This is a genomic window from Streptomyces sp. NPDC048191, from assembly GCF_040652655.1.
Classification (GTDB): Bacteria; Actinomycetota; Actinomycetes; order Streptomycetales; family Streptomycetaceae; genus Streptomyces.
Window position 1 is genome coordinate 99911 of record NZ_JBEZMO010000025.1, and the last position, 24188, is coordinate 124098.

At 75.8% G+C, this 24188-nt stretch carries 4 protein-coding genes; all 4 read right to left on the minus strand.

The genetic code is table 11. From position 1 onward, the window contains the following. Positions 1-2 precede the first annotated feature (2 nt). Positions 3-1526, minus strand: a complete 1524-nt coding sequence (locus AB0D93_RS31385; protein ID WP_362126587.1) for an FAD-dependent monooxygenase — start codon at positions 1524-1526, stop codon at positions 3-5. Then, positions 1523-7009 (minus strand): type I polyketide synthase, encoded by a 5487-nt coding sequence (locus AB0D93_RS31390; RefSeq protein ID WP_362126590.1) that lies wholly within the window; start codon positions 7007-7009, stop codon positions 1523-1525. The genes AB0D93_RS31385 and AB0D93_RS31390 overlap by 4 nt, the downstream gene beginning before the upstream one ends. A 2-nt stretch (positions 7010-7011) precedes the next feature. Next, positions 7012-23328: a type I polyketide synthase gene (locus AB0D93_RS31395; RefSeq protein WP_362126593.1), complete on the minus strand. Its 16317-nt coding sequence runs from the start codon at positions 23326-23328 to the stop codon at positions 7012-7014. Between the two features lie 18 nt (positions 23329-23346). Further along, the coding region (locus AB0D93_RS31400) for a beta-ketoacyl reductase (protein WP_362126596.1) at positions 23347-24188 on the minus strand (842 nt) is incomplete at its 5' end.

Genomic DNA, 24188 nt, shown 5'->3' on the forward strand with positions numbered 1-24188 from the left:
TCTCATCGTTGGTGCCCGGCCGTCACCGAGCGGTCGTGGCCAGACGTGGTCGGGGCCAGCGCGGTGAGCCTCGCGGCGACGCCGGGGAACCGGTCGGCGGCACCGGAGGCGGCCACGTAGCCGTCCGGGCGCAGCAGCACGAACCGCTGTCTGCGGCCGTCCAGCGGGAAGTGCGCGACCAGTTCGGGCAGCCGTTCGGCCAAGTCGGCGGCCGCGAGTGACAGTTGGGTGCCCGGGCCGCCGTAGGTGATCAGCTGGAACCGGCCGGCCGGCTCGTCGGACGGCCTCGGGGTCCACCGGGGGTCCCGGGTTCCGGGGCGCGGCCGGGAGCGAGGGGTGCCGTCGGCCGGGGCGCCGAACAGGACGTCCGGGTAGCGGCTGCGCCAGCCGGCCAGCATCGGCGCGTAGCCGCGGGCGAGCACGCCGGAGGCGTCCAGCAACCGCCAGGTGAGGTCGCGGACCCGGCGGCCCACCGGGCCGACCACGGCCTGCCGGGCCATCCGGCCGGTGGCCTCGAGGGTCTGTGCGATCGCGGCGCGCCGCTCCGGGTCGTAGGTGTCCAGGACCGACTCGTGCAGCCGGCCCCGCACCACGCCGGCGAGCTTCCAGGCCAGGTTGCGGGTGTCCGGGATCCCCAGGTTGAGTCCCTGGCCGCCGATCGGGCTGTGCACGTGCGCGGCGTCGCCGACGAGGAAGCAGCGGCCGGAGCGCAGCGCGCCGGCCACCCGTTCGTCGCTGGAGAACAGCGTCACGGTGCGCACCTCGGTGAACCGGAGCCCGCCGGGGCCGCGCTCGTCCAGCAGGGCCTGGGCGTGCTCGGCGGTGGCCTCGGTGCCCTCCGGGACCGCGCCGGAGAGGCGGAACTCGCCGCCGGGCAGCGGGGCGATCAGCGCCACGCCGGTGCCGGCGAGGAAGTAGTGGATCTCGTCGGTGCTGATCCCGCCGGTGCCGTGCCCCCCGGCGATGCGTCCCTCGGCGAGCAGGAAGGTGGCCGGGAACCGGGCCCCGGAGAAGTCGATGCCCAGCTGGGCGCGCACCCGGCTGTGCAGGCCGTCCGCGCCCACCACCCAGTCGGCCGTGATCTCGGTGGTACCGCCGTCCGCACGGCTCGCGGTGACGGTCACCGTGTGTTCGCCCTGGACGACCCCGGTGACCCGGGTCCCCCACTCGACTTCGACGCCGCGGTCGGCCAGCGCCTCGGCCAGCAGCCGCCCGGTGCGCTCCTGGGGCAGCACCAGCGGGGCGTTGACGTCGGCCAGCGGCACCCGCACGCTGCGGCCGGAGCCCAGGTGGTAGTGGAGGGCCGCGGGACGGACGCTGTCCCGGGCGGCGCGCTCGGCCAGGCCGAGTTCGCCGAGCACCTCCCGCACCGGCGGCCACAGCAGGATCGCCCGGGAGCCGGTGTGAGGCTGGTCCGCCGCGTCCACCACGGCGACCTGGACGCCGAGCCGGCTCAGCTGCGCGGCCATGGCCAGGCCGCACGGGCCCGCGCCGACGACCAGGACGGTGGTACGTCGTTGCGTCATCGCTTCTCCAACCACTCGTGCACCGCCTGGGCCGTACGCCCGGCGTGCTCTTCGAGGACGGTGAAGTGGTCGCCGGCCACCTCCACCTCGTCGTGCGGGTACGCCCAGCCGGCCGGCGGGCGGCCGAACCCGGCGAGTGGCTCGGTGGTACGGGCCACCAGCACCGGCGTCGCGGAGTCGAGGGGTTCCCAGTCGGTGAGCAGCCGCAGATAGCCGCCCATCGCGGTGAGCCGGGCGTCGGTGACCGCGCCGCCGCCGACGAGCCGCGCGAGCATCTGCTCGAACAACGCGGTGCCGGAGGTGGCCAGTTCGGGGCCGAAGACGAAGGTGTCGATGAGCACCAGTCCGGCGGCCGGGCGGCCCTGCGCGGCCAGCCGGGCGGCGACGCCGTCGGCCAGCAGACCGCCCGAGGAGTAGCCGACCAGCACCACCGGCCGCTCCCCCGCCGCCGCCCGCACCTGGCGGGTGACGGCCTCGATCGCGGCGGACCGGTCGGCGGGCAGCGGCTCGCCGTCGAGGTAGCCGGGCAGGGCGAGGGCCGAGACCGCGCGCCGGTCACGCAGTGCGGCGGCGAACCGGGCGTACTGGTGCGGGCCGGAGGTGGCCAGCACGGTGGGCAGGCAGACCAGTACCGGGCCCTCGTCGTGCGCGGTCAGTTCCACCGGTTCGGGCAGCGCACCCGCCTCCTCGGCGGAGCCGAAGGTGGTGCGCAACTTGGCGGCGACACCGAGCAGTTCGACGAACTCCGCGGTCTTCCCCGCTTCGACCGCCTGTTGGCACAGGCCGGCCAGGGAACCGGGTCCGGCCGCGCCGGTGGCGGCGGGGCCGGGACCGAGTTCGGCCTCGAGGTGCCGGGCCAGCGCCTCGGGGGTGTCGTGCTCGAACAGGGTGGCCGCGGTCAGCCGTACTCCGGTGGCCGCGGAGAGCCGGTTGCGCAGTTCGAGGGTGGTCAGCGAGTCGAAACCGTGTTCCAGGAACCGGCGGGCCGGCTCGATCGCGGAGCCGTCCGGGAAACCGAGGACGGCCGCGGCCTGCCCGGTGACCGCGGCCAGCAGCGCGCCGAACCGTTCGGCGGCGGGCAGCGCGGCCAGTTCGCCGGCGTCCGGGCCGGCCGGGCCGCCGGCCTCGCGGCGGCCGCGGTCGGGGGTGAACTCGGCGATCAGCGGGCGCGGGCCGGTGAAGGTGTACGCGGCGCGGAACCGCGGCCAGTCCACGTCGGCCAGCAGCAGGCGGGTGTCCCCGGCGGTGAGCGCGTCGCCCAGCGCGGCGAGGGCGCGCTGCTCGTCCAGCACCGCGATGCCACGGCTCGCCAGCCGTTCCCGGCGGGTGGCCGCCACGCCGGTGGTGTCGGCCGGGTCGGCCCAGGGCGCCCAGGCGACCGACAGGGCGGGCAGCCCGGCCGCGGCCCGGTGTTCGGCCAGCGCGTCCAGCGCGGCGGTGGCCGCGGCGTAGCCGGCCTGGCCGACGCCGCCGAAGGTGCCGGACACGGAGGAGAACAGCACGAACGCGGTGAGCGGGGTGTCCCGGGTCAGTTCGTGCAGATGCCACGCGGCGGTGACACCGGGGTTCGGCTCGGCGGCGTCGAGGCTGGTCAGTGGTGCCTCGGTCAGCGGTACGGCGGTGTGCACCACGGCGGTGAGCGGCTGCCCGGCGAGCAGCGCGGCCACGTCCTCACGGTTCGTCAGGTCGCAGGCGGCGGTGCGCACCTCGGTGCCCGGCTCGCGCAGCCCGGCGGTGGTGTCCTCGGCCACGGTGCCACCCGGGTCGACGGTCAGCAGCAGCGCGGGGGCACCGGCGGCGGCCAGGAAGCGGGCCACGGCCGCGCCCACGGCGGTGTCCGCGCCGGTGACCAGGGTGGTGCCGGTGGGCCGCCAGGCGGCGCCGGCGGGCGCGGTCAGGGGGCTGCGCACCAGGCGGCGGGCGAACAGCCCGGCGGGGCGGACGGCGAGCTGTTCCTCGCCGGTACGCCCGGACAGTGCCGCGCACCAGCGGGTCAGCGCCCGTTCGTCGGGCCGGGCGGGCAGGTCGACGATGCCGCCGGTGAGGGCGGGGTGTTCCAGGGACACGGTCGGGGCCAGCCCCCACAGCGCCGCCTGGTCCGGGTCACCGGCCGGATCGGCGTCCAGTGCCACCGTTTCCGTGGTGGTGAACCAGAGCGGGGCCGCCACGCCCAGTTCGACCAGGGCGCGGACGAGGAGGACGGCGGCCGGCCGGCCCAGCAGGGCGAGCACACCGGTGGGTCGCACTCCGGCCAGCGCGGTCCCGAGGGTCTCCGGGTCCGGCGGGTCGGCGGTGACCTCGACCCGGACCACCCGGGCGCCGTGCCGGGCCAGCGCCTCGGGTTCCGGGCCGGTGTACCCGGGTGGCACGGCGACCAGCCAGTCGCCGGACAGACGGGCGCTCGCCGGGTCGGACACCGCGCGCCAGTCCAGGGCGTAGCGCCAGGAGTCCACGACGGACTGCTCGCGACGGCGCCGCCGCCAGGCCGACAGCGCGGGCAGCACGGCGGCCAGGGGTTCGGCGTCCAGCTCCAGGGTGCCGGTGAGGCCGGCCAGGTCGGCGTTCTCCACGGCGTCCCAGAAGGCGGACTCCACCGGATCCGCCGTCGCGGGCCGGGCGGTGGGGTCGGGCTCGGGCCAGTAGCGCTGCCGCTGGAAGGGGTAGGTGGGCAGGTCCACCCAGGCGGTGTCCCGGCCGGCCAGGGCGGCGCCGAGGCCGACCGGGGCGCCGCGGGTGTGCGCGTCGGCCACCGAGCGCAGGAACCGGTCCGGGCCGCCCTGGTCGCGGCGCAGCGAACCGACCACGGCGGCGTCGGTCCCGGCGTCCTCGGCGATCTCCTGCACCGCGGTGACCAGCACCGGGTGCGGGCTGACCTCGACGAAGAACCGGAACCCGGCGGCCAGCAGGGTGCGCACGGCCGGGTCGAAGGCCACCGGGCGGCGGGCGTTGTCGAACCAGTACCGCGCGCCCAGGGTGGCGGTGTCGGTGAAGGCGCCGGTGACGGTGGAACAGAACGGCACCTCGGTGGCGGTGGGCCGTACGTCGGCGAACATGTCCAGGATGCGCTCGCGCAGCGGGTCGACCTGGTCGCAGTGCGAGGCGACGGTGGAGCCGACCAGACGGGCGCGCACCCCGTCGGCGGTCGCCTCGGCGACGAACCGCTCCAGTCCGTCCAGGGCGCCCACCACGGTGACCGCGCCCGGGCCGTTGACGCCGCCGATGTGCAGCGCGTCGCCCTGGGCGGCCAGCCGGGCGCGCACCTGCTGCTCGGAGGCGGCCACCGACACCACCGCGCCGTTGCCGCGCAGTTCGTCGGCGAACAACTGGCTGCGCAGCACCACGATCTTCAGCGCGTCGTGCAGGGACAACGCGCCCGCGGCGCAGGCGGCGGCGATCTCGCCCTGGCTGCTGCCGACCACCGCGGCCGGGGTGAGGCCGTAGGAGCGCCACAGTTCGGCGAGCGACACCATCACGGCGAACAGCACCGGTTGCAGGATCTCGATGCGCTCCATGTCGGGCGCGCCGGGCGCACCGCGCAGCACGTCGGTGATGGACCAGTCCACGAAGGCGCGGGCCGCGGTGTCGCACGCGGCCAGGTGCGTGGCGAACACCGGGGCGGAGTCCAGTAGTTCGGCGGCCATGCCCGCCCACTGCGAGCCCTGGCCCGGGAACACGAACACCACCCGGTCGGTCGGCGCGGCGGTGGCGCTGGAAACGGCGTCGTGCGGCCGGCCCTCGGCCAGGGCGCGCAGACCCTCGACGGCGGTGTCCGTGTCGCCGGCGACGACCACGGCGCGGTGTTCGAAGGCCGAGCGGGAGCGCAGCAGGGCCGCGGCGAGGTCGGGCAGCGGGGTACCACGCCGTACCAGGGGCAGCAGCCGCTCGGCCTGGGCGTGGAGCGCTTCACGGGTACGACCGGACAGCGCCAGGGGCACCGGGCCGGTCGCGGCACCCGCGGCCGCCGCGCCCCTCGCACCCGCCGAGGCAGCCGTGGCGGCCGCACCGGCCGGGGCGGCCGTACCCGCTGCGGCCGTCGCACCGGGTGAGGGGGACCGGGCGTCGGCGTCGGCGTCCTGGTCCGGCTCGGACGGGGCGAACTCGTCGGCCTGCTCCAGCAGTACGTGGGCGTTGGTGCCGCTGATGCCGAACGCCGACACCCCGGCGCGGCGCGGGCGGCCGGTCTGCGGCCACGGTTGCGGCTCTGTCAGGAGCGCCACCGTGCCGGAGGAGAAGTCCGCCTCGGAGGTGGGCGCGTCCACGTGCAGGGTGCGCGGCAGATGGTCGCCGCGCAGCGCCATCACCGTCTTGATCACGCCGGCGACCCCGGCGGCCGCGCCGGCGTGGCCCAGGTTGGACTTCAGTGAACCGAGCCACAGCGGACGGCCGGGCGGCCGGTTGCGGCCGTACGTGGCCAGCAGTGCGTTGGCCTCGATCGGGTCGCCCAGCGCCGTGCCGGTGCCGTGTGCCTCGACCGCGTCGACATCGGCGGCGGCGAGGCCCGCGTCGGCCAGCGCGGCGCGGATGACCCGTTCCTGCGCGGGCCCGTTGGGCGCGGTGAGCCCGTTGGACGCGCCGTCCTGGTTGACGGCGGAGCCGCGCACCACGGCCAGCACGCGGTGGCCGTTGCGGCGCGCGTCGGACAGCCGCTCCACGACCAGCACCCCGGCGCCCTCGGACCAGGCGGTGCCGTCGGCGGCCTCGGCGAACGCCTTGGCGCGGCCGTCGGGGGCGAGTCCGCGCTGCCGGGACAGCTCCACGAAGCCGGCCGGGGTGGACAGCACGGACGCCCCTCCGGCCAGCGCCAGCGAGCACTCGCCGCGCGCCAGCGACTGGCGGGCCAGGTGCAGGGCGACCAGCGAGGCCGAGCAGGCGGTGTCCACGGACAGCGCGGGGCCCTCCAGGCCCAGGGTGTAGGACAGCCGCCCGGACAGCACGCTGATCGCGTTGCCGGTCAGCAGGTAGCCCTCCAGGTCCTCGGCGGCCTGCGCGGCGAGCATCCCGTAGTCCTGCGCGCCGCTGCCGACGAACACGCCGGTCCGGCTGCCGCGCAGCGACAGCGGGTCGATGCCGGCGTGCTCCAGCGCCTCCCAGGAGGTCTCCAGCAGCAGCCGCTGCTGGGGGTCCATGGCCAGCGCCTCGCGCGGCGAGATGCCGAAGAACGGGGCGTCGAAGTCGGCCACGTCGTGCAGGAACCCGCCCTCCTTGACGTAGGTGGTGCCGGGCCGGTCGGGATCGGGGTCGTGGATGCGGTCCAGGGGCCAGCCCCGGTTGGTGGGGAAGGCGGACATCACGTCGCGCCCGGCGGCCACCACCTCCCACAGGTCCTCGGGCGAGGCGATGCCGCCGGGGAAGCGGCAGGCCATGCCGACGACGGCCACCGGCTCGGCGTCGCGCTGCTCGTACGCGCGCAACCGCTGCCGGGTCTCGTGCAGGTCGACGGTGACCTTGCGCAGGTAGTCGCGGAGACGGTCGACGTCACTCATGATCAGCTCAACTCCGAGTCGATGAACCGGAAGATCTCTTCGTCGCTGGCGGCCCCGAGCTGCTCGGTGACCGACGCGCGGTCACCGTCCGGGCGCGGGCCGAGCCGGCTGACCAGTCCCCGCAGCCGGGCGAGCGCCCGCCGCCGGTCGTCCTCGCCGGACACCTCCGCCAAGACCCCGGCCAGCCGGTCGAGTTCCTCGTCCAGCGAGCCGACGGCGGCCGCCGTCGATACCACCAGCTGCTTGCGCAGGTGATCGGCGAGTCCGGCGGGGGTGGGATGGTCGAACACCGCGCCGGCCGAGAGCCGTACACCGGTGGCCGCGCCGAGCCGGTTGCGCAGGTTGACCGCGGACAGCGAGTCGAATCCGAGGTCGGTGAACGGCCGCCCGGTGGGCAGCGCGTCCGGGTCGTCGTGGCCCAGCACGACGGCGACCTCCCGGCGCACCAGCTCGACGAGTTCACGCTGCTGGTCGGCCTCGGGCAGCGAGCCGAGGCGGGCGGCCAACTCCGGTACGGCCGCCGCCGGTTGACCGGTGACGGTGGCGAGACCGTCGCGTACCTCGGGCAGTTCGCCCAGCAGCGGACTGGGCCGGGCGGCGGTGAACGCGGGCGCGAAGCCGGCCCAGTCCACGTCGGCCACGGTCACGGTGGTGTCGGCGTGCCGCACCGCGTCGGCCAGCGCCGCGAGCGCCTCCTGCGGGGGCAGGGCCAGCACGCCGCGGCGGCGCAGCTGTTCGCGGCGCCGGGCCTCGGTGCCGGCGTCCGCCGCGCCGAGCCCGGCGCCCTCCCACGGGCCCCAGGCGATGGCGGTGGCGGGCAGCCCGCGGGCGTGCCGCTGCTGCGCGAGCGCGTCGAGGTAGGCGTTGGCCGAAGCGAACGCGCCCTGTTCGCTGCCGCCCCAGGTGGCCGCGACGGAGGAGAACACCACGAACGCGTCGAGCCCGCCGGTGAGCCGGTCCAGGTTGGCCGCGCCGCGCACCTTGGTGTCGAGGGTGGCGGCGACCTCGGCGAGGTCGGTGCCGGCCAGCGGACCGGAGCGCAGTGTGCCCGCGGTGTGTACGACCGCGGTCAGCGGCGTCCTCGCCGGGACGGCGGCGAGGAGTTCGGCGAGCGCGGTCTCGTCGGCCGGGTCGCAGGTGCTGACGGTGACCGGGACGCCGAGGTCGTCCGGTGCGGTGGCGGTCGGGTCGTCGGTGGTCAGCAGCAGCGCCTGCGCGCCGTTGCCGGCCAGCCAGCGGGCCACCGGCAGGCCCATCGGGCCGAGGCCGTCGGTGACCAGCACGGTGCCGGTGGGCTGCCACGGCCGGGCCGGGGTGCGCCCGCTCAGCGGGGCGCGCGCGAGGCGCGGCACGAGTACCCCGGTGTCGCGTACGGCGGCCTGGTCCTCGGTGCCGGCCAGCAGTGCGGCCAGCCGGTCGAGCGCGCGGCCCGGGTCCTCGGGCAGGTCGACGATGCCGCCGAGGAGTTTCGGGTGTTCCAGCGCGAGGGTGCGGCCCAGGCCCCACAGCATGGCCTGTTCGGGGTGCGGCACCCGGTCGGCCGGGGTGGCGGCGACCGCCCCGGTGGTGACCAGCCACAGCGGGGTGCCGATGCCGGCCAGGGCGCGCACCAGGTCCAGGGTGGCGGCCAGTCCGGCGGGTACGGCGGGGTGCTCGGGGTGCGGGCCCTCGGCCAGGCCGAGCAGGGAGACGACCCCGGACGCCGTGCCCGCCTCCGCCGGTACGGCGTCCGGGCCGAGCACGCGGACCTCGGCACCGGCGCGGGTGAGCGCTGCGGCGCAGTCCTCGGTCAGGGCCTGCCCGTCCGGGCCGACCACCAGCCAGGTGCCGCCGAGCACCGCCTCGGTCGCCTCGACCGGTCGCCAGCCGATCGTGTAGCGCCGGCCGTCGGCGGCGGTGGCCGCGTCCTGCGCGGCCCGCCAGGCGGCCAGTGCGGGCAGCACCTCGGCGAGCGGTTCGGCCGGGACGCCGAGCAGGTCGGCCAGCGCCTTGGGGTCACCCGGGTCCACGGCCGCCCAGAAGGCGCCGTCCGCCGCATCGGTGCCGGTGTGCTCCGGGGCGGACAGCCAGTAGCGCTGCCGCTGGAACGCGTACGTGGGCAGGTCCACCGGGGCGGGCCGCACATCGTCGAAGGCGGCGGTCAGCCGCACCGGCAGCCCGGCGACCTGCGCCTCGGCGACGGACAGCAGGAAGCGGTCGAGGCCGCCCTCGCCACGGCGCAGCGAGCCCACGACGCTCACCCCGTCCAGCGTCTCGTCGATGCCGGGCGTCAGCACGGGGTGCGGGCTGACCTCGACGAACCCGCGGTGGCCCTGCTCGGCCAGGGCGCGCACCGCGTCCTCGAAGCGAACCGTCCGGCGCACGTTGCGGTACCAGTACCCGGCGTCCAGTTCGGCTGGGCCGGCCCAGTCGGCGGTGACCGTGGAGAACACGGGCACGTTCGCCGCCCGCGCCCGCACCCCGGCGAGGGCCTCGACCAGCCGTGTCTCGATGCGTTCCACCTGCGGGGAGTGCGAGGCGTAGTCCACCGCGATCCGGCGGGCCCGTACCCCGCGCCCGTCGCAGTCGGCCAGCAGCCGGTCGAGGGCCGCCGGGTCGCCGGAGACGACGGTGGAGGCGGAGCCGTTGACCGCGGCGACGGTCACCTCGCCACCGGCGGGCAGCAGGGCGGTCACCTCGTCGGCGGGCAGCGCCAGGGACGCCATCCCGCCGTGTCCGGTCAGTTCCTCGGCGATCAGCCTGCTGCGTACGCAGACCACCTTCGCGGCGTCGCGCAGGGAGAGCGCTCCCGCCACGCAGGCCGCCGCGATCTCCCCCTGCGAGTGACCCACCACCGCATCGGGCTCCACCCCGAACGACCGCCACAACGCCGCCAACGACACCATCACCGCGAAGGACACCGGCTGCACCACATCCACCCGGTCCAACGACGGCTGACCACCCTCCCCCCGCAACACACCCGACAACGACCAGTCCACGAACTCACCCAACACCGAAGCACACTCCGCCATCCACGCCGCGAACACCGGCGAGGACTCCAGCAGCTCCACCCCCATCCCCGCCCACTGCGCACCCTGACCGGGAAACACGAACACCGTGCGACCCTCCACGTCGGCGACCCCACGCACCAGACCGGCCGCCTCCTCGCCGACGGCCAGCGCGGCCAGCCCGGAGAGCACGTCCTCGCGGTCGGCCGCGACCACCACGGCGCGGTGGGTCAGCGCGGAACGCCCGGTGGCCAGGGCGGCGGCCACCTCGACCGGCCGGGCGTCCGGCTCGGCGGTCAGCCAGGTGCGCAGCCGGCCCGCCTGGGCGCGCAGCGCGGCCTCGGTGTCGCCGGACAGCGGCACCGGCACCACCCGCCGGGGCGCCGGTCGCGGGACCGGGGTCTGCGGGGCCTGTTCGATGATGACGTGGGCGTTGGTGCCGCTGATGCCGAACGAGGACACCGCGGCCCGGCGCGGCCGGTCGCGCTCCGGCCAGGGCCGTGCCTCGGTCAGCAGCCGTACCTCCCCGGCCGACCAGTCCACGTGCGGGGTCGGTTCGTCGACGTGCAGGGTGCGCGGCAGCAGGCCGTACCGCATCGCCTGTACGACCTTGATCACCCCGGCGACCCCGGCGGCCGCCTGGGTGTGCCCGATGTTCGACTTGACCGATCCGAGCCACAACGGCCGGTCGCGGTCGGCGCCGTAGGTCTCCAGCAGCGCCTGCGCCTCGATCGGGTCGCCCAGAGCGGTGCCGGTGCCGTGCGCCTCCACCAGGTCCACGTCCGACGGGGACAGGTGGGCGGCGGCCAGCGCGCTGCGGATCACCCGTTCCTGCGAGGGGCCGTTGGGCGCGGTGAGCCCGTTGGAGGCGCCGTCCTGGTTCACCGCCGAGCCGCGCAGCACGCCGAGGATCCGGTGGCCGTTGCGGCGCGCGTCGGACAGCCGCTCCACCACCAGCAGGCCGACGCCCTCGGACCAGACGGTGCCGTCCGCGTCCGCGGCGAACGCCTTCACCCGGCCGTCGGCGGCCAGGCCGCGCTGCCGGGAGAACTCGACGAAGGTGCCGGGGGTGGACATCACGGTGGCGCCGCCGGCCAGCGCCAGCGAGCACTCCCCCGCGCGCAGCGCCTGTGCCGCCAGGTGCAGGGTGACCAGGGAGGAGGAACAGGCGGTGTCCACGGTGACCGCCGGGCCCTGCAGGCCGAAGGTGTAGGCGACCCGGCCGGAGGCGACGCTGCCCGCGGTGCCCGCGCCGAGGTAGCCCTCCACGTCCTGCGGGGTGCTGGGCAGCCGGGTGGCGTAGTCGTGGTACATCACGCCGACGAACACGCCGGTGTCGGTGTCCCGCAGGGACAGCGGGTCGATGCCGGTGCGTTCCAGTGCCTCCCAGGAGGTCTCCAGCAGCAGCCGCTGCTGCGGGTCCATGGCCAGCGCCTCGCGCGGGGAGATGCCGAACAGGCCGGCGTCGAACTCGGCCGCGTCGTGCAGGAAGCCGCCCTTGGTCAGGTAGGTGCGCCCGGCGCGGTCGGGGTCGGGGTCGTAGAGCCGTTCGGTGTCCCAGCCCCGGTCGGTGGGGAAGGGCGAGATGCCGTCGCCGTCGCCGGCCACCAGCCGCCAAAGGTCCTCCGGGGAGCGCACCCCGCCCGGGTAGCGGCAGGCCATGCCGACGATGGCGATCGGCTCGTCGGCCGGGCCGGTACGGCGGGGTGCGGTGCGCGCCGGGGCGGCGGCCGCGGTGAGCCTGCTCAGCAGGTACTCGGCGGTGGCGGCGATGCTCGGGTGGTCGAAGGCCAGCGTGGCGGGCAACGCCAGTCCGGTGCCGGCCGCCAGCCGGTTGCGCAGTTCCACCGAGGTCAGCGAGTCGAAGCCGAGGTCGGTGAAGGCGCGCCGGTCGCCCAGGTCGGCCGCGTTGCCGTGGCCGAGGGTGGCGGCCACCGCCGTACGCACCGTGTCGCGCACCAGCCTGCCGCGGGCGGCCTCGTCGAGCCCGGCGAACGCGGCCCGCAGCGCACCGGTGCCGGTGGCGCGACGCGCCGGGACGCGGACCAGGCCACGCAGGACCGGGGCGGGCGGTACGGTGCGGGCCTGTTCGCGCAGCGCGGCGAGGTTGAGCCGGACCGGGACGGCCAGTGCGGTCCCGCCCGCGACGGCGGCGTCGAACAGCCGCATGCCCTCGGCCGGTTCCAGCGGCAGCACGCCGAGTCGTTCGACGCGCTGCCGGGCGGCGCCGTCCGCGGTGTCCCCCATGCCCGCGGCCCACAGGCCCCAGGCCAGCGACACGGCGGGCAGGCCCGCCGCGCGGCGTCGGGCGGCCAGGCCGTCCAGCACCGCGTTGGCGGCGGCGTAGTTGCTCTGCCCGGGGCTGCCCAGGATGCCGGCGGCCGAGGAGAACAGCACGAACGCGGCGAGGTCCTGTCCACGGGTCAGCTCGTCCAGGTGCAGCGCGGCGTCCGCCTTGGGCCGCAGCACCCGGTCGACACGCTCCGGGGTCTGCGCGGCGAGCATCCCGTCGTCCAGCACCCCGGCGGCGTGTACGACGGCGGTCAGCGGGCACTCCTCGGGGATGCCGGCCAGCAATACGGCCAGTGCGTCCCGGTCGGCCACGTCGCAGGCCACCACCTCGGCGGTGGCGCCGAGTTCCGCGAGGTCGGCGACCAGTTCGGCGGCACCCGGTGTGTCGGGACCCCGGCGGCCGGCGAGCAGCAGGTTCCGTACGCCGTGCTCGGCGGCCAGGTGCCGGGACAGCACCGAGCCGAGCGCACCGGTGCCGCCGGTGATCAGCACGGTGCCCCCGGGGTGCCAGACCGCGGGCTCACCGGCGGTGCCGCGGACCAGCCGGGGCACGAGCACCGAGCCGTCACGGACGGCCAGTTGGGGTTCACCCGTGGCCAGGGCGACCGGGTCGGGCACGCTGCCGTCGGTGTCCAGCAGCACGATCCGGTCCGGGTTCTCCGACTGGGCCGAGCGGGCCAGGCCCCAGACGGCGGAGGCGGCCAGAACGGTGCCGTCGGTGGCGCCGGAGGTACGAAGCACCAGGGTGGTGGCGGCGAACCGTTCCTCGGCGAGGAACCCGCGCAGCAGGGCCAGCACCCGGTGGGTGACGTTGGCGATCCCGGCCGGTTCGTCCTCGGCGGCGGGCAAGGCGGCCAGCAGCCACTCCCCCGGGTCGGTCACCGCGGCGAGGTCGAGGTCCGCGCCGAGTTCTGCGGGGGCGGGTCCCTCGGCGCCGGTGCGCGGCTCGGCGGGGGTGGATTCCTCCGCCCCGGTACGCGGTGCAGCGGGCGTGGGCCCCTCCGTGCCGGTACGTACCGGCGTCCAGTCGACCGTGTACAGCGCGTCCGTGCCGGCCTGCGCCGCGCGCAGTCCGTCGGGGACCGGGCGCAGGGCCAGGCCGTCCACGGTGAGTACCGGGGTGCCGTAGCCGTCGTACGCGGCGATCGCGAAGCCGCCGTCGACCGGGGTGAGCCGCACCCGCAGGGTCTCGGCGGCGGGCTGCCGTACGGTCACCCCGGTCCAGGCGAACGGCAGGGTGGCCGTGCTCGTCCCCGGGTCGGTGGCCAGCGCGTGCAACGCGGCGTCCAGCAGCGCCGGGTGCACCCCGAACCCGCCGGGTTCGGCCGGGGCGGGCAGTTCCACCTCGGCGAACACCTCGGTGCCGGTGGGGGTGTCCCGCCGCCAGGCCGCGCGCAGCCCGCGGAACACCGGTCCGTAGGCCAGGCCGCGGTCGGCCAACAGCTCGTACAGGTCGTCCAGTTCGCTCTCGTCCGCCTCGGCCGGGGGCCAGTCGCCCAGCGGCGGCGGCGCGGCGTCGACCGGAGGTTCGACGGTGCCGGTGGCGTGCCGGGTCCACGGCTCGTCGGTGGTGCCGGCGTCGGCGCGGGAGTACAGGGTCACCGCGCGGCGGCCCTGCGGGTCGGGCGCGCCGAGCACCAGTTGCAGTGCGGTGCTGCCCCGTTCGGTCTGCACCAACGGTGCGTGCAGGGTCAGTTCGGCGATCCGGCCGCAGCCCACTTCGTCCCCGGCGCGGGCGACGAGCTCGACGAACGCGGTGCCGGGCAGCACGATCCGACCGGCCACCACGTGGTCGGCCAGCCAGGGCTGGCTGGTGGCGGACAGCCGCCCGGTGAACAGCACCCCGGCGCCGTCGGCCAGCGTGACGGCCGCGCCGAGCAGCGGGTGCCCGACCAGGCCGAGGCCGGCCGCTCCGGCGTCGGCGGCCGTCTCGCCGGTCATCCAGAACCGCCGGTGCTGGAACGGGTAGGTGGGCAGCGGAACCGGTACCGGTGCGCGGCCTTCGGTGACCGCGGCCCAGTCCGGCGAGATGCCGTGCACGTGCAGCCGGGTCAGCGTGTCCAGCAGGGCCGGGACCTCGTCCCGGCCGTCGCGCAGGGTCGGCAGGACGGTCGGTGAGGCGGCGGCTTCGGTGCCGGGCAGGCAGTCACGGGCCATCGCGGTCAGCGCGGCGGCCGGGCCGATCTCGACGAACGCGGTGGCCCCGGCCTCGGCGAGGGCGCGCACGGCGGGCAGGAACCGCACGCCGTCCCGGACGTTGGCCACCCAGTGCTCCGGGTCGGTGATCTCCCGCTCCGACAGCGGTGCCCCGGTCACCGTGGACACGACCGGCAACCGCGGTGCGGTGAAGGGGATGCCGGTGACGACCTCCCGGTAGGCGTCCAGGATGCCGTCCACGTGCGGGGAGTGCGGGGCCATGGTGACCCGCAACTGCCGGGTACGGCGGCCCCGTCCGCGCCAGTGTGCGCCGATCTCCGCGACCGCGTCGGCGTCGCCGGACACCACCACCGAGTTCGGGCCGTTGACGGCGGCCAGCCGTACCCGCCCGGCGTACTCGGCCAGTGCCGGGGCCAGTTCGGCCTCGGTGGCCTGGACGGCGACCATCGCACCGCCGGCGGTGGCCCGCGCCATCAGCCTGCCGCGTGCGGTGACCAGCGTGGCGGCGTCGGGCAGGGTCAGCGCACCGGCGACGTGCGCGGCGACGATCTCACCGACCGAGTGGCCGGCCACCAGGTCCGGTCGCAGGCCCCAGCTCTCCGCGAGCCGGACCAGCGCGACCTCTACGGCGAACAGCGCGGCCTGGGTGAAGTCGGTGCGGTCGAGCAGTTCGGCCTCGGGACTGCCCTCGGCCGCGAACAGCACCGCACGCAGCGGCCGGGGCAGGTGGCGGTCGAGTTCCGCGCATACCGCGTCGAACGCGGCGGCGTAGGCGGGGAACTCGGCGGCCAGTGCCCGGCCGGCACCGAGGCGCTGGGAGCCCTGGCCCGGGAACAGGAAGGCCAGTTTCCCGGCGTCGGCGGCGAAGCCGGTCACCACGCCGGCGTCGGGCGCGCCCGCGGCGAGAGCGCCCAGCCCGCCCCGCAGACCGACCGGCCCGGCGGGTGGGTCGGCCGACGTGGCCGTCGAGTCGGTCCGTCCGGCAGGCGGATCGGCCGGCACGGCCGTCGAGTCGGCCGACCCGGAACGCCGATCGGCCCACGCAGCCGTCGAGTCGGTCCGTCCGGCAGGCGGATCGGCGGGCACGGCCGTCACAGCGGTCTGTCCGGCAGGCGGGTCGGCCGACGCAATCGTCACAGCGGCCGGCCCGAAACGCCGATCGGCCGACGCAGCCGTCAAGTCGGTCCGTCCGGCAGGCGGATCGGTCGGCGCGGCCGTCAAGTCGGCCCCGCGGACTGGGAAGTTGGTGGGCACCGCGGCCCGGTACGGGTGTGTGGCGCGGGTGGTGAGCAGGGAGTGTGCGAGGGCGGCCGGCTCGATGTCCGGGTGCTCATCGAGATGGGTCAGCAGCCGGGCCGCCTGCTCGCGCAGCGCCCCTTCCGTGCGTGCGGAGAGCACCACCGGCAGCGGCAGGGGCGCGCGGGCCGGCGGCGCGGGCGGCGCCTCGGCCGGGGCCTGCTCGATGACGATGTGCGCGTTGGTGCCGCTGACACCGAAGGAGGACACCGCGGCGCGCCGCGCCCGGCCGGTCTCCGGCCAGGGGCGCGGTTCGGTCAGCAGGGACACCGCGCCGGAGGCCCAGTCCACGTGCGGGCTGGGTTCGTCGGCGTGCAGGGTAAGGGGCAGCAGCCCTTCCCGGAGCGCCATGACCGTCTTGATGATCCCGGCGATACCGGAGGCGGCCTGGGTGTGCCCGATGTTGGACTTGACCGAGCCGAGCCACAGCGGTTCGCCGTCCCGGTCGCGGCCGTACGTGGCCAGCAGGGCCTGGGCCTCGATGGGGTCCCCCAGGGTGGTTCCGGTGCCGTGCGCCTCCACGGCGTCGACGTCCTGGGTGGACAGTCCGGCCGCGGCCAGCGCGCTGCGGATCACTCGTTGCTGGGAGGGGCCGTTGGGCGCGGTGAGCCCGTTGGACGCGCCGTCGGAGTTGACCGCGGAGCCCCGTACGACGGCCAGTACCGGATGCCCTGCCGCGCGGGCGTCGGACAGTCGCTCCACCAGCAGCATCCCGGCGCCCTCCGACCACGAGGTGCCGTCGGCGGCGGCCGAGAACGACTTGCACCGGCCGTCGGCGGCCAGGCCGCGCTGCCGGGAGAACTCCACGAACAGCCCGGGGGTGGCCATCACGGTCGCACCGCCGGCCAGCGCCAGGTCGCACTCGCCGCGGCGCAGCGCCTGGGCGGCGAGGTGCAGCGCTACCAGTGAGGACGAGCAGGCCGTGTCCACGGTCAGCGTGGGGCCTTCCAGGCCGAACGTGTAGGCGAGCCGGCCGGAGGCGACGCTGGCCGCGCTGCCGGTGAGCCGGTAGCCCTCAACGCCCTCGGCGGCGTGGTGCAGCATCGGGCCGTAGTCCTGGCGCATCACGCCGACGAAGACCCCGGTCCGGCTGCCGCGCACCGAGTCCGGGTCGATCCCGGCGTGTTCGAAGGTCTCCCAGGAGGTCTCCAGCAGTAGCCGCTGCTGCGGATCGGTGGCCAGCGCCTCGCGCGGGTTGATGCCGAAGAACCCGGCGTCGAAGTCGGCGGCGTCGCGCAGGAATCCGCCGTGCCGGGTGTACGACGTCCCCGGCCGGTCGGGGTCGGGGTCGAACAGGGCGTCCAGGTCCCAGCCGCGGTCGGCCGGGAACTCGGTGATGCCGTCACCGCCGTCGAGCAGGAACCGCCACAACTGTTCCGGGGAGCGGATCTCCGGCGGGAACCTGCAGGCCATGCCGACGATCGCGATGGGCTCGTCGGTGCCGACACCGGCGCCGGTGTCGGCCGGGGCGGTGTCCTCGGGCGGGTCCGGGCGCAGGTACCGGGCGAGCGCGGCGGGGGTCGGGTAGTCGAAGACCAGGGTGGCGGGGAGGGCGGTGCCGGTGGCGGCGGTGAGCCGGTTGCGCAGTTCCACGGCGGACAACGAGTCCACTCCCAGGGCGCGGAACTCCGCCTGCGGGTCGACGGCGTCGGCGTCGGCGTGGCCGAGGACGGCGGCGGTCTCGGTGCGCACCAGCGTCAGCAGTTCCGCTTCGCCGAGCCGGATCGGGCCGGTGGCCGTACCGGGCCCGGCCGCCGCGGCCGTACGACGCCGGCCACGGACCAGGCCGCGCAGGAGCGGTGGCAGCAGCGCCGGGTCGGCGGTGCGCGGGCGGACCTTGGCCGGCAGCAGCACCGGTTCACCCAGGGCCAGCGCGGTGTCGAACAGCGTCAGCGCCTCCTCGGCGGACAGCGCCTGCACTCCGGCGCGGGCCATCCTGGCCAGGTCCGACGCGGACAGGTCGCCGGTGATGCCGCTGGGCGGGGCCCACAGACCCCAGGCCAGCGACTGGGCGGCCGGCCCGGCGGCGCGCCGCCGGCCGGCCAGCGCGTCCAGACAGGCGTTGGCCGCGGCGTAGTTGGCCTGTCCGGGGCCACCGAGGGTGCCGGTGGCCGAGGAGAACAGCACGAACGCGGCGGGGTCGTGACCACGGGTCAGCTCGTCCAGGTGCAGCGCGGCGTCCACCTTGGGCCGCAGCACCGCGGCCAGTCGCTCCGGGGTCAGCGCGGTGAACAACCCGTCGTCGGCGAGCCCGGCCGCGTGCACCACCGCGGTGAGCGGACGGTCGGCGGGTATGCCGGCCAGCAGCGCGGCCAGTGCGTCACGGTCGGCGGCGTCGCAGGCCACCGCCTCGGCGGTGGCGCCGAGTTCCGCGAGGTCGGCGACCAGTTCGGCGGCACCCGGTGTGTCGGGTCCGCGGCGGCCGGTGAGCACCAGGTGTCGTACGCCGTGCTCGCGCACCAGGTGCCGGGCGACCAACCCGCCGAGCGTGCCGGTGCCGCCGGTGATGAGCGCGGTGCCCTCCGGGTCGAGCCGGCGGGGCAGGGTGAGCACGAGCTTGCCGGTGTGCCTGGCCTGGCCGACGTACCGGAACGCGTCCACGGCACGGGCGACCGGCCACACCGACGGCGGTGGCGCGGTCAGCGCGCCCGCGGCGAACAGCTCCAGCACCGCGGCCAGCAGCCGCTGCATCTCGTGTGGCGGCAACTGCATCAGGTCGTACGGCAGGTAACCGATGTCCGGGAAGTCGGCCGGGTCGCGCAGGTCGGTCTTGCCCATCTCCAGGAACCTGCCGCCGGGGCGCAGCAGTCCCGCCGAGGCGTCGACGAACTCGCCGGACAGCGAGTTGAGTACGACGTCGACCGGCCCGAACTTCGTGGCGAAACCGGTGTCGCGGGAGGAGGCGATGTGCGCGTCGTCCAGGCCGAGGTCGCGCAGCACCTGCCACTTGCCCGGGCCGGCGGTGCCGTAGACCTCGGCGCCGAGGTGCCGGGCCAGCTGTACGGCGGCCATGCCGACGCCGCCGGCCGCGGAGTGGATCAGCACCGACTCCCCGGCCCGCAGCCCGGCGAGCTCGACCAGGCCGAGGTGGGCGGTGAGGTGCGCGACCGGCACGGCGGCGGCCTGCTCGAAGGACCAGCCGTCCGGGATCGGTGCCACGGCGGCCCGCTCGGCGACGGCGACCGGCGCGAACGCGTCGCCGAACAGGCCCATCACCGCGGTGCCCGGGGCGAGGTCGGTGACGTCGGCGGCCACCTCGGTGACCACGCCGGCGCCCTCGCCGCCGAGGGCCGCCTCACCGGGGTACATACCGAGGGCGATGAGCACGTCCCGGAAGTTCAGCCCGGCGGCGCGCACCGCGATGCGTACCTGGCCCGGTTCCAGCGGGGCGGCCGCGGCCGGGGCGGGCAGCAGCGCGAGGTTGTCCAGGGTGCCCGGACGGGTGACGGCCAGCCGCCAGTACGGGTCCGCGGGCGGCACCAGCTCGGGCTGGACCAGCCGGGGGGTGAGCAACGCACCGGCGCGCAGGGACAGTTGGGGTTGTCCAGCGGCGGGTGCGGCGGGCAGCGCACGGCGGGACTCGGCGGTGTCGTCGAGGTCGGCCAGCACGATCCGGTCGGGTTGTTCGGCCTGCGCGGCACGCAGCAGCCCCCACACAGCGGCGCCGCCCGGATCCGCCGGGCGGTCGGCGGGTTCGGTGGCGACCGCCCCGGTGGTGACCACCAGCAACCGGGCGGGCCCGGCGGTGGCGGCCAGCCAGTCCTGCACCTGACGCAGCACGGCGGACGTGACCAGTTGGACGGGCTGTCCCGCCGGGACGGCCAGCACGGTGACGTCGGCGGTGCCGTCTCCGCCCGTGAGGTCGATCCCGGCGGCGCGCAGGTCGGTGGCCAGGACCGCGGGCAGGCTGTCGGCGGCCGCCCAGGTGCCGGCGGCCGGTACGGCGGGGGCCGGGGTGGTGTCCCAGTCCAGCCGGAACAGCGCGTCGCGGGGCACGCGGCCGGTGGCCTGCGCGGCGGCGGCACGCAGCGTGAGCGAGCCGACGGAGGCGACCGGAGCGCCGACGGCGTCGAACAGGTCCAGTGCGACGGTGCCGTCGCCGGTGGGGGTGAGCCGGACCCGCACGGCGGACGCTCCGGCGGCGTGCAGCCGGACACCGGCCCAGGAGAACGGCAGCCGTGCCGTGCCCGTGTCGTCGGTGAGCGCGAGTGCGTGCAGGGCGGCGTCCAGCAGCGCGGGGTGCAGCCCGAACTCGCCTGCCCGGCCCACCTGTTCGTCGGGCAGGGCCACCTCAGCGAGGACGTCCGCACCGCACCGCCAGGCCGCGCGCAGGCCCTGGAACGCCGGCCCGTACTCCAGGCCGCGAGCGGCGAGATCGGGGTAGGCGGTGTCCACGGGCAGCGGGGTGGCGCCGGGCGGCGGCCAGGCCTCTCCCCCGGCGACGGGCTCGTCCGGGCCGACGGGGCCATACGGGTCGGCGGGCCCATACGGGTTGGCGGCGAGGATGCCGGTTGCGTGCAGCGTCCACGGCTCACCCTCGGACGCGTCCTCGGCCAGGGCGTAGATCTCCACGGCGCGACGGCCGGAGTCCTCGGGCTCACGGACGGTCAGCTGCAGCCGGACCGCTCCGGTCTCGGTGAGCACGAGCGGCGCCCGCACGACGAGTTCCTCGACCCGGTCGCAACCGACCCGGTCGGCGGCCTGCACGGCCAGTTCCACGTATGCCGCGCCGGGCAGCACGATCGCGCCGGAGACACGGTGATCGGCCAGCCACGGCTGGGACGGCACCGACAGCCGCCCGGTGAGGAGGTAGGCGTCGGACCCGGCCAGCGCGGTGGCCGCACCGAGCAACGGGGTGCCGGCCGGGAGCAGCCCCGAGGCGACGAGGTTGCCGTCGGAGGCCGATTCGAGCCAGTAGCGGCGGCGTTGGAAGGCGTAGGTGGGCAGGTCTACCCGCTCGGCGGCCGGCAGGTACCGGCTCCAGTCGACGGTGCCGCCGTGCGCGTGGAAACGGGCCAGCCCCGATGCCAGTGCGCGGACGTCGTCCTGGTCGCGGCGTAACAGTGGCACGAACGCGGCGGTGGCATCCCCCGGCAGACAGTCCGGCCCTGTCGCCGACAGCGCGGCGTCCGGCCCCACCTCCACGAACCTCGTCACACCCTGCGCATACAGATGGGCGACCGCATCCGCGAAACGAACCGTGTCCCGGAGATTACGCACCCAGTAACCGGCATCCACCGGTACCGCACCGACCTCCACCGTCGACACGAACGGAATACACGGCGCACTGAACGCCAAGCCGACAATGGCCTCCCGGAAACGGTCCACAACCGGTTCCATCAACGCCGAATGAAACGCATGACTCACCCGAAGCCGCCTGCACCGCCAGCCCCGCACCCCCGCCCGCTCCGCAACCCCTTCCACCGCCGACTCCACACCGGAGACGACAACCGACCGGAAACCGTTCACCGCCCCGATCCCCACACCAGCGACGAGGACCTCCGAGACCTCCGCCTCGCTCGCATTCACCGCCAGCATCGCCCCACCCGACGGCAACTGCTGCATCAACCCGGCCCGCGCACACACCAACGTCACCGCATCACCCAGCGACAACACCCCCGCCACATGCGCAGCCGCCACCTCACCCACCGAATGACCAACCACGAAATCCGGCACCACACCGAACGACTCCAACAACCGGAACAACGACACCTCGACCGCGAACAGACCACACTGCGCAAACAACGTCTGCCCGAGCTCAGAGCCGCCGAAAATCACCTCCCTCACCGGACGGCCCAGCACCGACTCCATCCGCGCACAGATGTCGTCGAACGACTCCGCGAACACCGGATACCGCTCGGCCAGCCCACGCCCCATACCGGCCCACTGCGACCCCTGCCCGGCAAACAGGAAACCGGTTCCACCACCCCGATCAGCCCGCCCACTGACCGCACCGGACGACGACGCCCCCTCCGCCAACCCGGCAAGCCCTGCCAGCAGTTCGTCCCGGTCGGCAGCCACCACCGCACCCCGGCACTCCAAAGCAGCACGGGACAACGCGGCCGCCCGCGCCACCTCGGCCACCGTGACCCCAGGCTCAGCCAGCACATACTCACGCAAACGCGCCGCCTGCCCTCGCAGCCCGTCAGCGCCACGACCGGACACGAGCACCGGCACCGGAACCGGAACCGGTGACACCGAGTCGACGACAGCCGCCGGCTCGACGGCCGGGGCCTGCTCGACGATCACATGCGCGTTCGTACCGCTCACCCCGAACGCCGACACCCCAGCACGCCGGACCTCGGTGTCCGCCCAGGACCGCGACTCGGCGAGCAGACGCAACGGGCCACCGGCCCAGTCGACGTGCGGGGTCGGGGTGTCGACGTGCAGCGTGCGGGGCAGCACCCCGTGGCGCATCGCCTGGACGACCTTGATCACACCCGCGACTCCGGCGGCGGCCTGCGTGTGCCCGATGTTGGACTTGACCGACCCCAGCCACAACGGCCGCTCGCGGTCGGCGCCGTACGTGGCCAGCAGCGCCTGTGCCTCCACGGGGTCACCCAGCGAGGTGCCCGTGCCGTGCGCCTCCACGGCGTCGATGTCCGCTGGGGACAGTGCCGCGTCGGTGAGTGCCTCGACGATGACCCGGCGCTGGGCCTGGCCGTTGGGCGCGGTCAGGCCGTTGGAGGCACCGTCCTGGTTGACCGCGGAGCCGCGGATGACGGCGAGCACCGGGTGGTCGTTGCGCTGCGCGTCGGACAACCGTTCCAGCAACAGCATCCCGACGCCCTCGGACCAGCCGGTGCCGTCGGCGGCCGCGGAGAACGCCTTGCACCGGCCGTCGGCGGCCAGCCCGCCGAGCCGGTCGAACTCCACGTAGGTGCCCGGGGTGGACATGATGGTCACACCGCCGGCCAGCGCCAGCGACGTCTCCCCGGAGCGCAGTGACTGCACCGCGAGGTGGAGGGTGACCAGCGAGGAGGAGCAGGCGGTGTCCACGGTGACGGCGGGTCCTTCGAGACCGAAGGTGTAGGCGACCCGGCCGGTGGCGATGCTGGCGGCGTTCCCGTTGCCGATGAAGCCTTCCAACTCCTCGGGCACGCGGTCCATCAGTGTCGCGTAGTCGTGGTACATCACTCCGGCGAACACCCCGGTACGGCTGCCGCGCACGGTGAGCGGGTCGATCCCGGCGCGTTCGAACGCCTCCCAGGACGTCTCCAGCAGCAGCCGCTGCTGCGGGTCCATGGCCAGCGCCTCCCGCGGGGAGATGCCGAAGAAACCGGGATCGAAGGCACCGGCGCCGGCGACGAACCCGCCGAGTCCGACCGGCAGTCCGGCCAGGTCCCAGCCGCGGTCGGCGGGGAAGGCGGAGATCCCGTCCCGGCCCGCGGCCAGCATCTCCCACAGCTGCTCGGGAGTGTCGACGCCGCCGGGGTAGCGGCAGGCCATGCCCACGATCGCGATGGGCTCGCGACGGGCCTGTTCGATCTCCGCCAGTCTCCGTTGCGCGCTCTGCGCCTCGGTCAGTGCGCGCCGGAGGTACTCCCGGAGCTTGTCCTCGTTTCCCGGGTCTGCCAGGTCTGCCACGCGGAATCCTTCCTCCCCCTAGCCGGCGCCGAGGTCGTCGACGAGGCCGAACAGTTCGTCGTCGGAGGCCGACGACAGGTCGTGCTGCGCAGCGGAGCCGGTCTGCTCGTCGCCGCCGTACTTGGCCAGCAGCGCGGTGAGGCGCATGCGCAGCTTCGCCTGGTCCACGGCACCGGGTCCGGCGCCGGACAGTGCCGCTTCGAGCTGGTCGAGCCCGGCGAGCGGCGAGACGTCCCGCGCGCCGTCCGCGGCGGGCATGGACGCGTGCAGGTGTGCGGCCAGGGCCACCGGGGTGGCGTACTCGAACACCACCGCGGCGGGCAGCGGGACGCCGGTGGTCCCGGACAGCCGGTCGCGCAGCTCCACCGCGGCCAGCGAGTCGACGCCGAGTTCGGCGAAGGTGCGGTGTTCGCCCACGGCTACCGGCGAGTCGTAGGCCAGCACCCTGGCCGCCTCGGCGCGGACCAACGCCAGCAGGGCCTTCTCCCGGTCCGGTCCGGACAGCGCGGCCAGTGCGGCGGCGGGCGCGGCGCTCGCGCCGGGGGCCGCGGCGGGCGCTTCCCGTACGAGGCCGCGCAGCGGCGCCGGTACCGGCCCACCGGCCCGGACGGCGGCCCGGTCCAGCCGCATCGGCACCAGTACCGGTTCGTCGACGGCGCGGGCCAGGTCGAACAGGTCCAGCGCCTCGGCGGTGGACAGCGGCCGCAGCCCGGCGCGGGCGATGCGGGCCAGGTCGGCCCCGGCCAGGCGGCCGGTGATGCCGCTGCGCTCCTCCCACAGGCCCCAGGCCAGCGAGGTGGCCGGGAGCCCGGCGGGGGGGGGGGGCGGGGGCGGGCCGGGCACGGGGGGGGAGTGGGCCC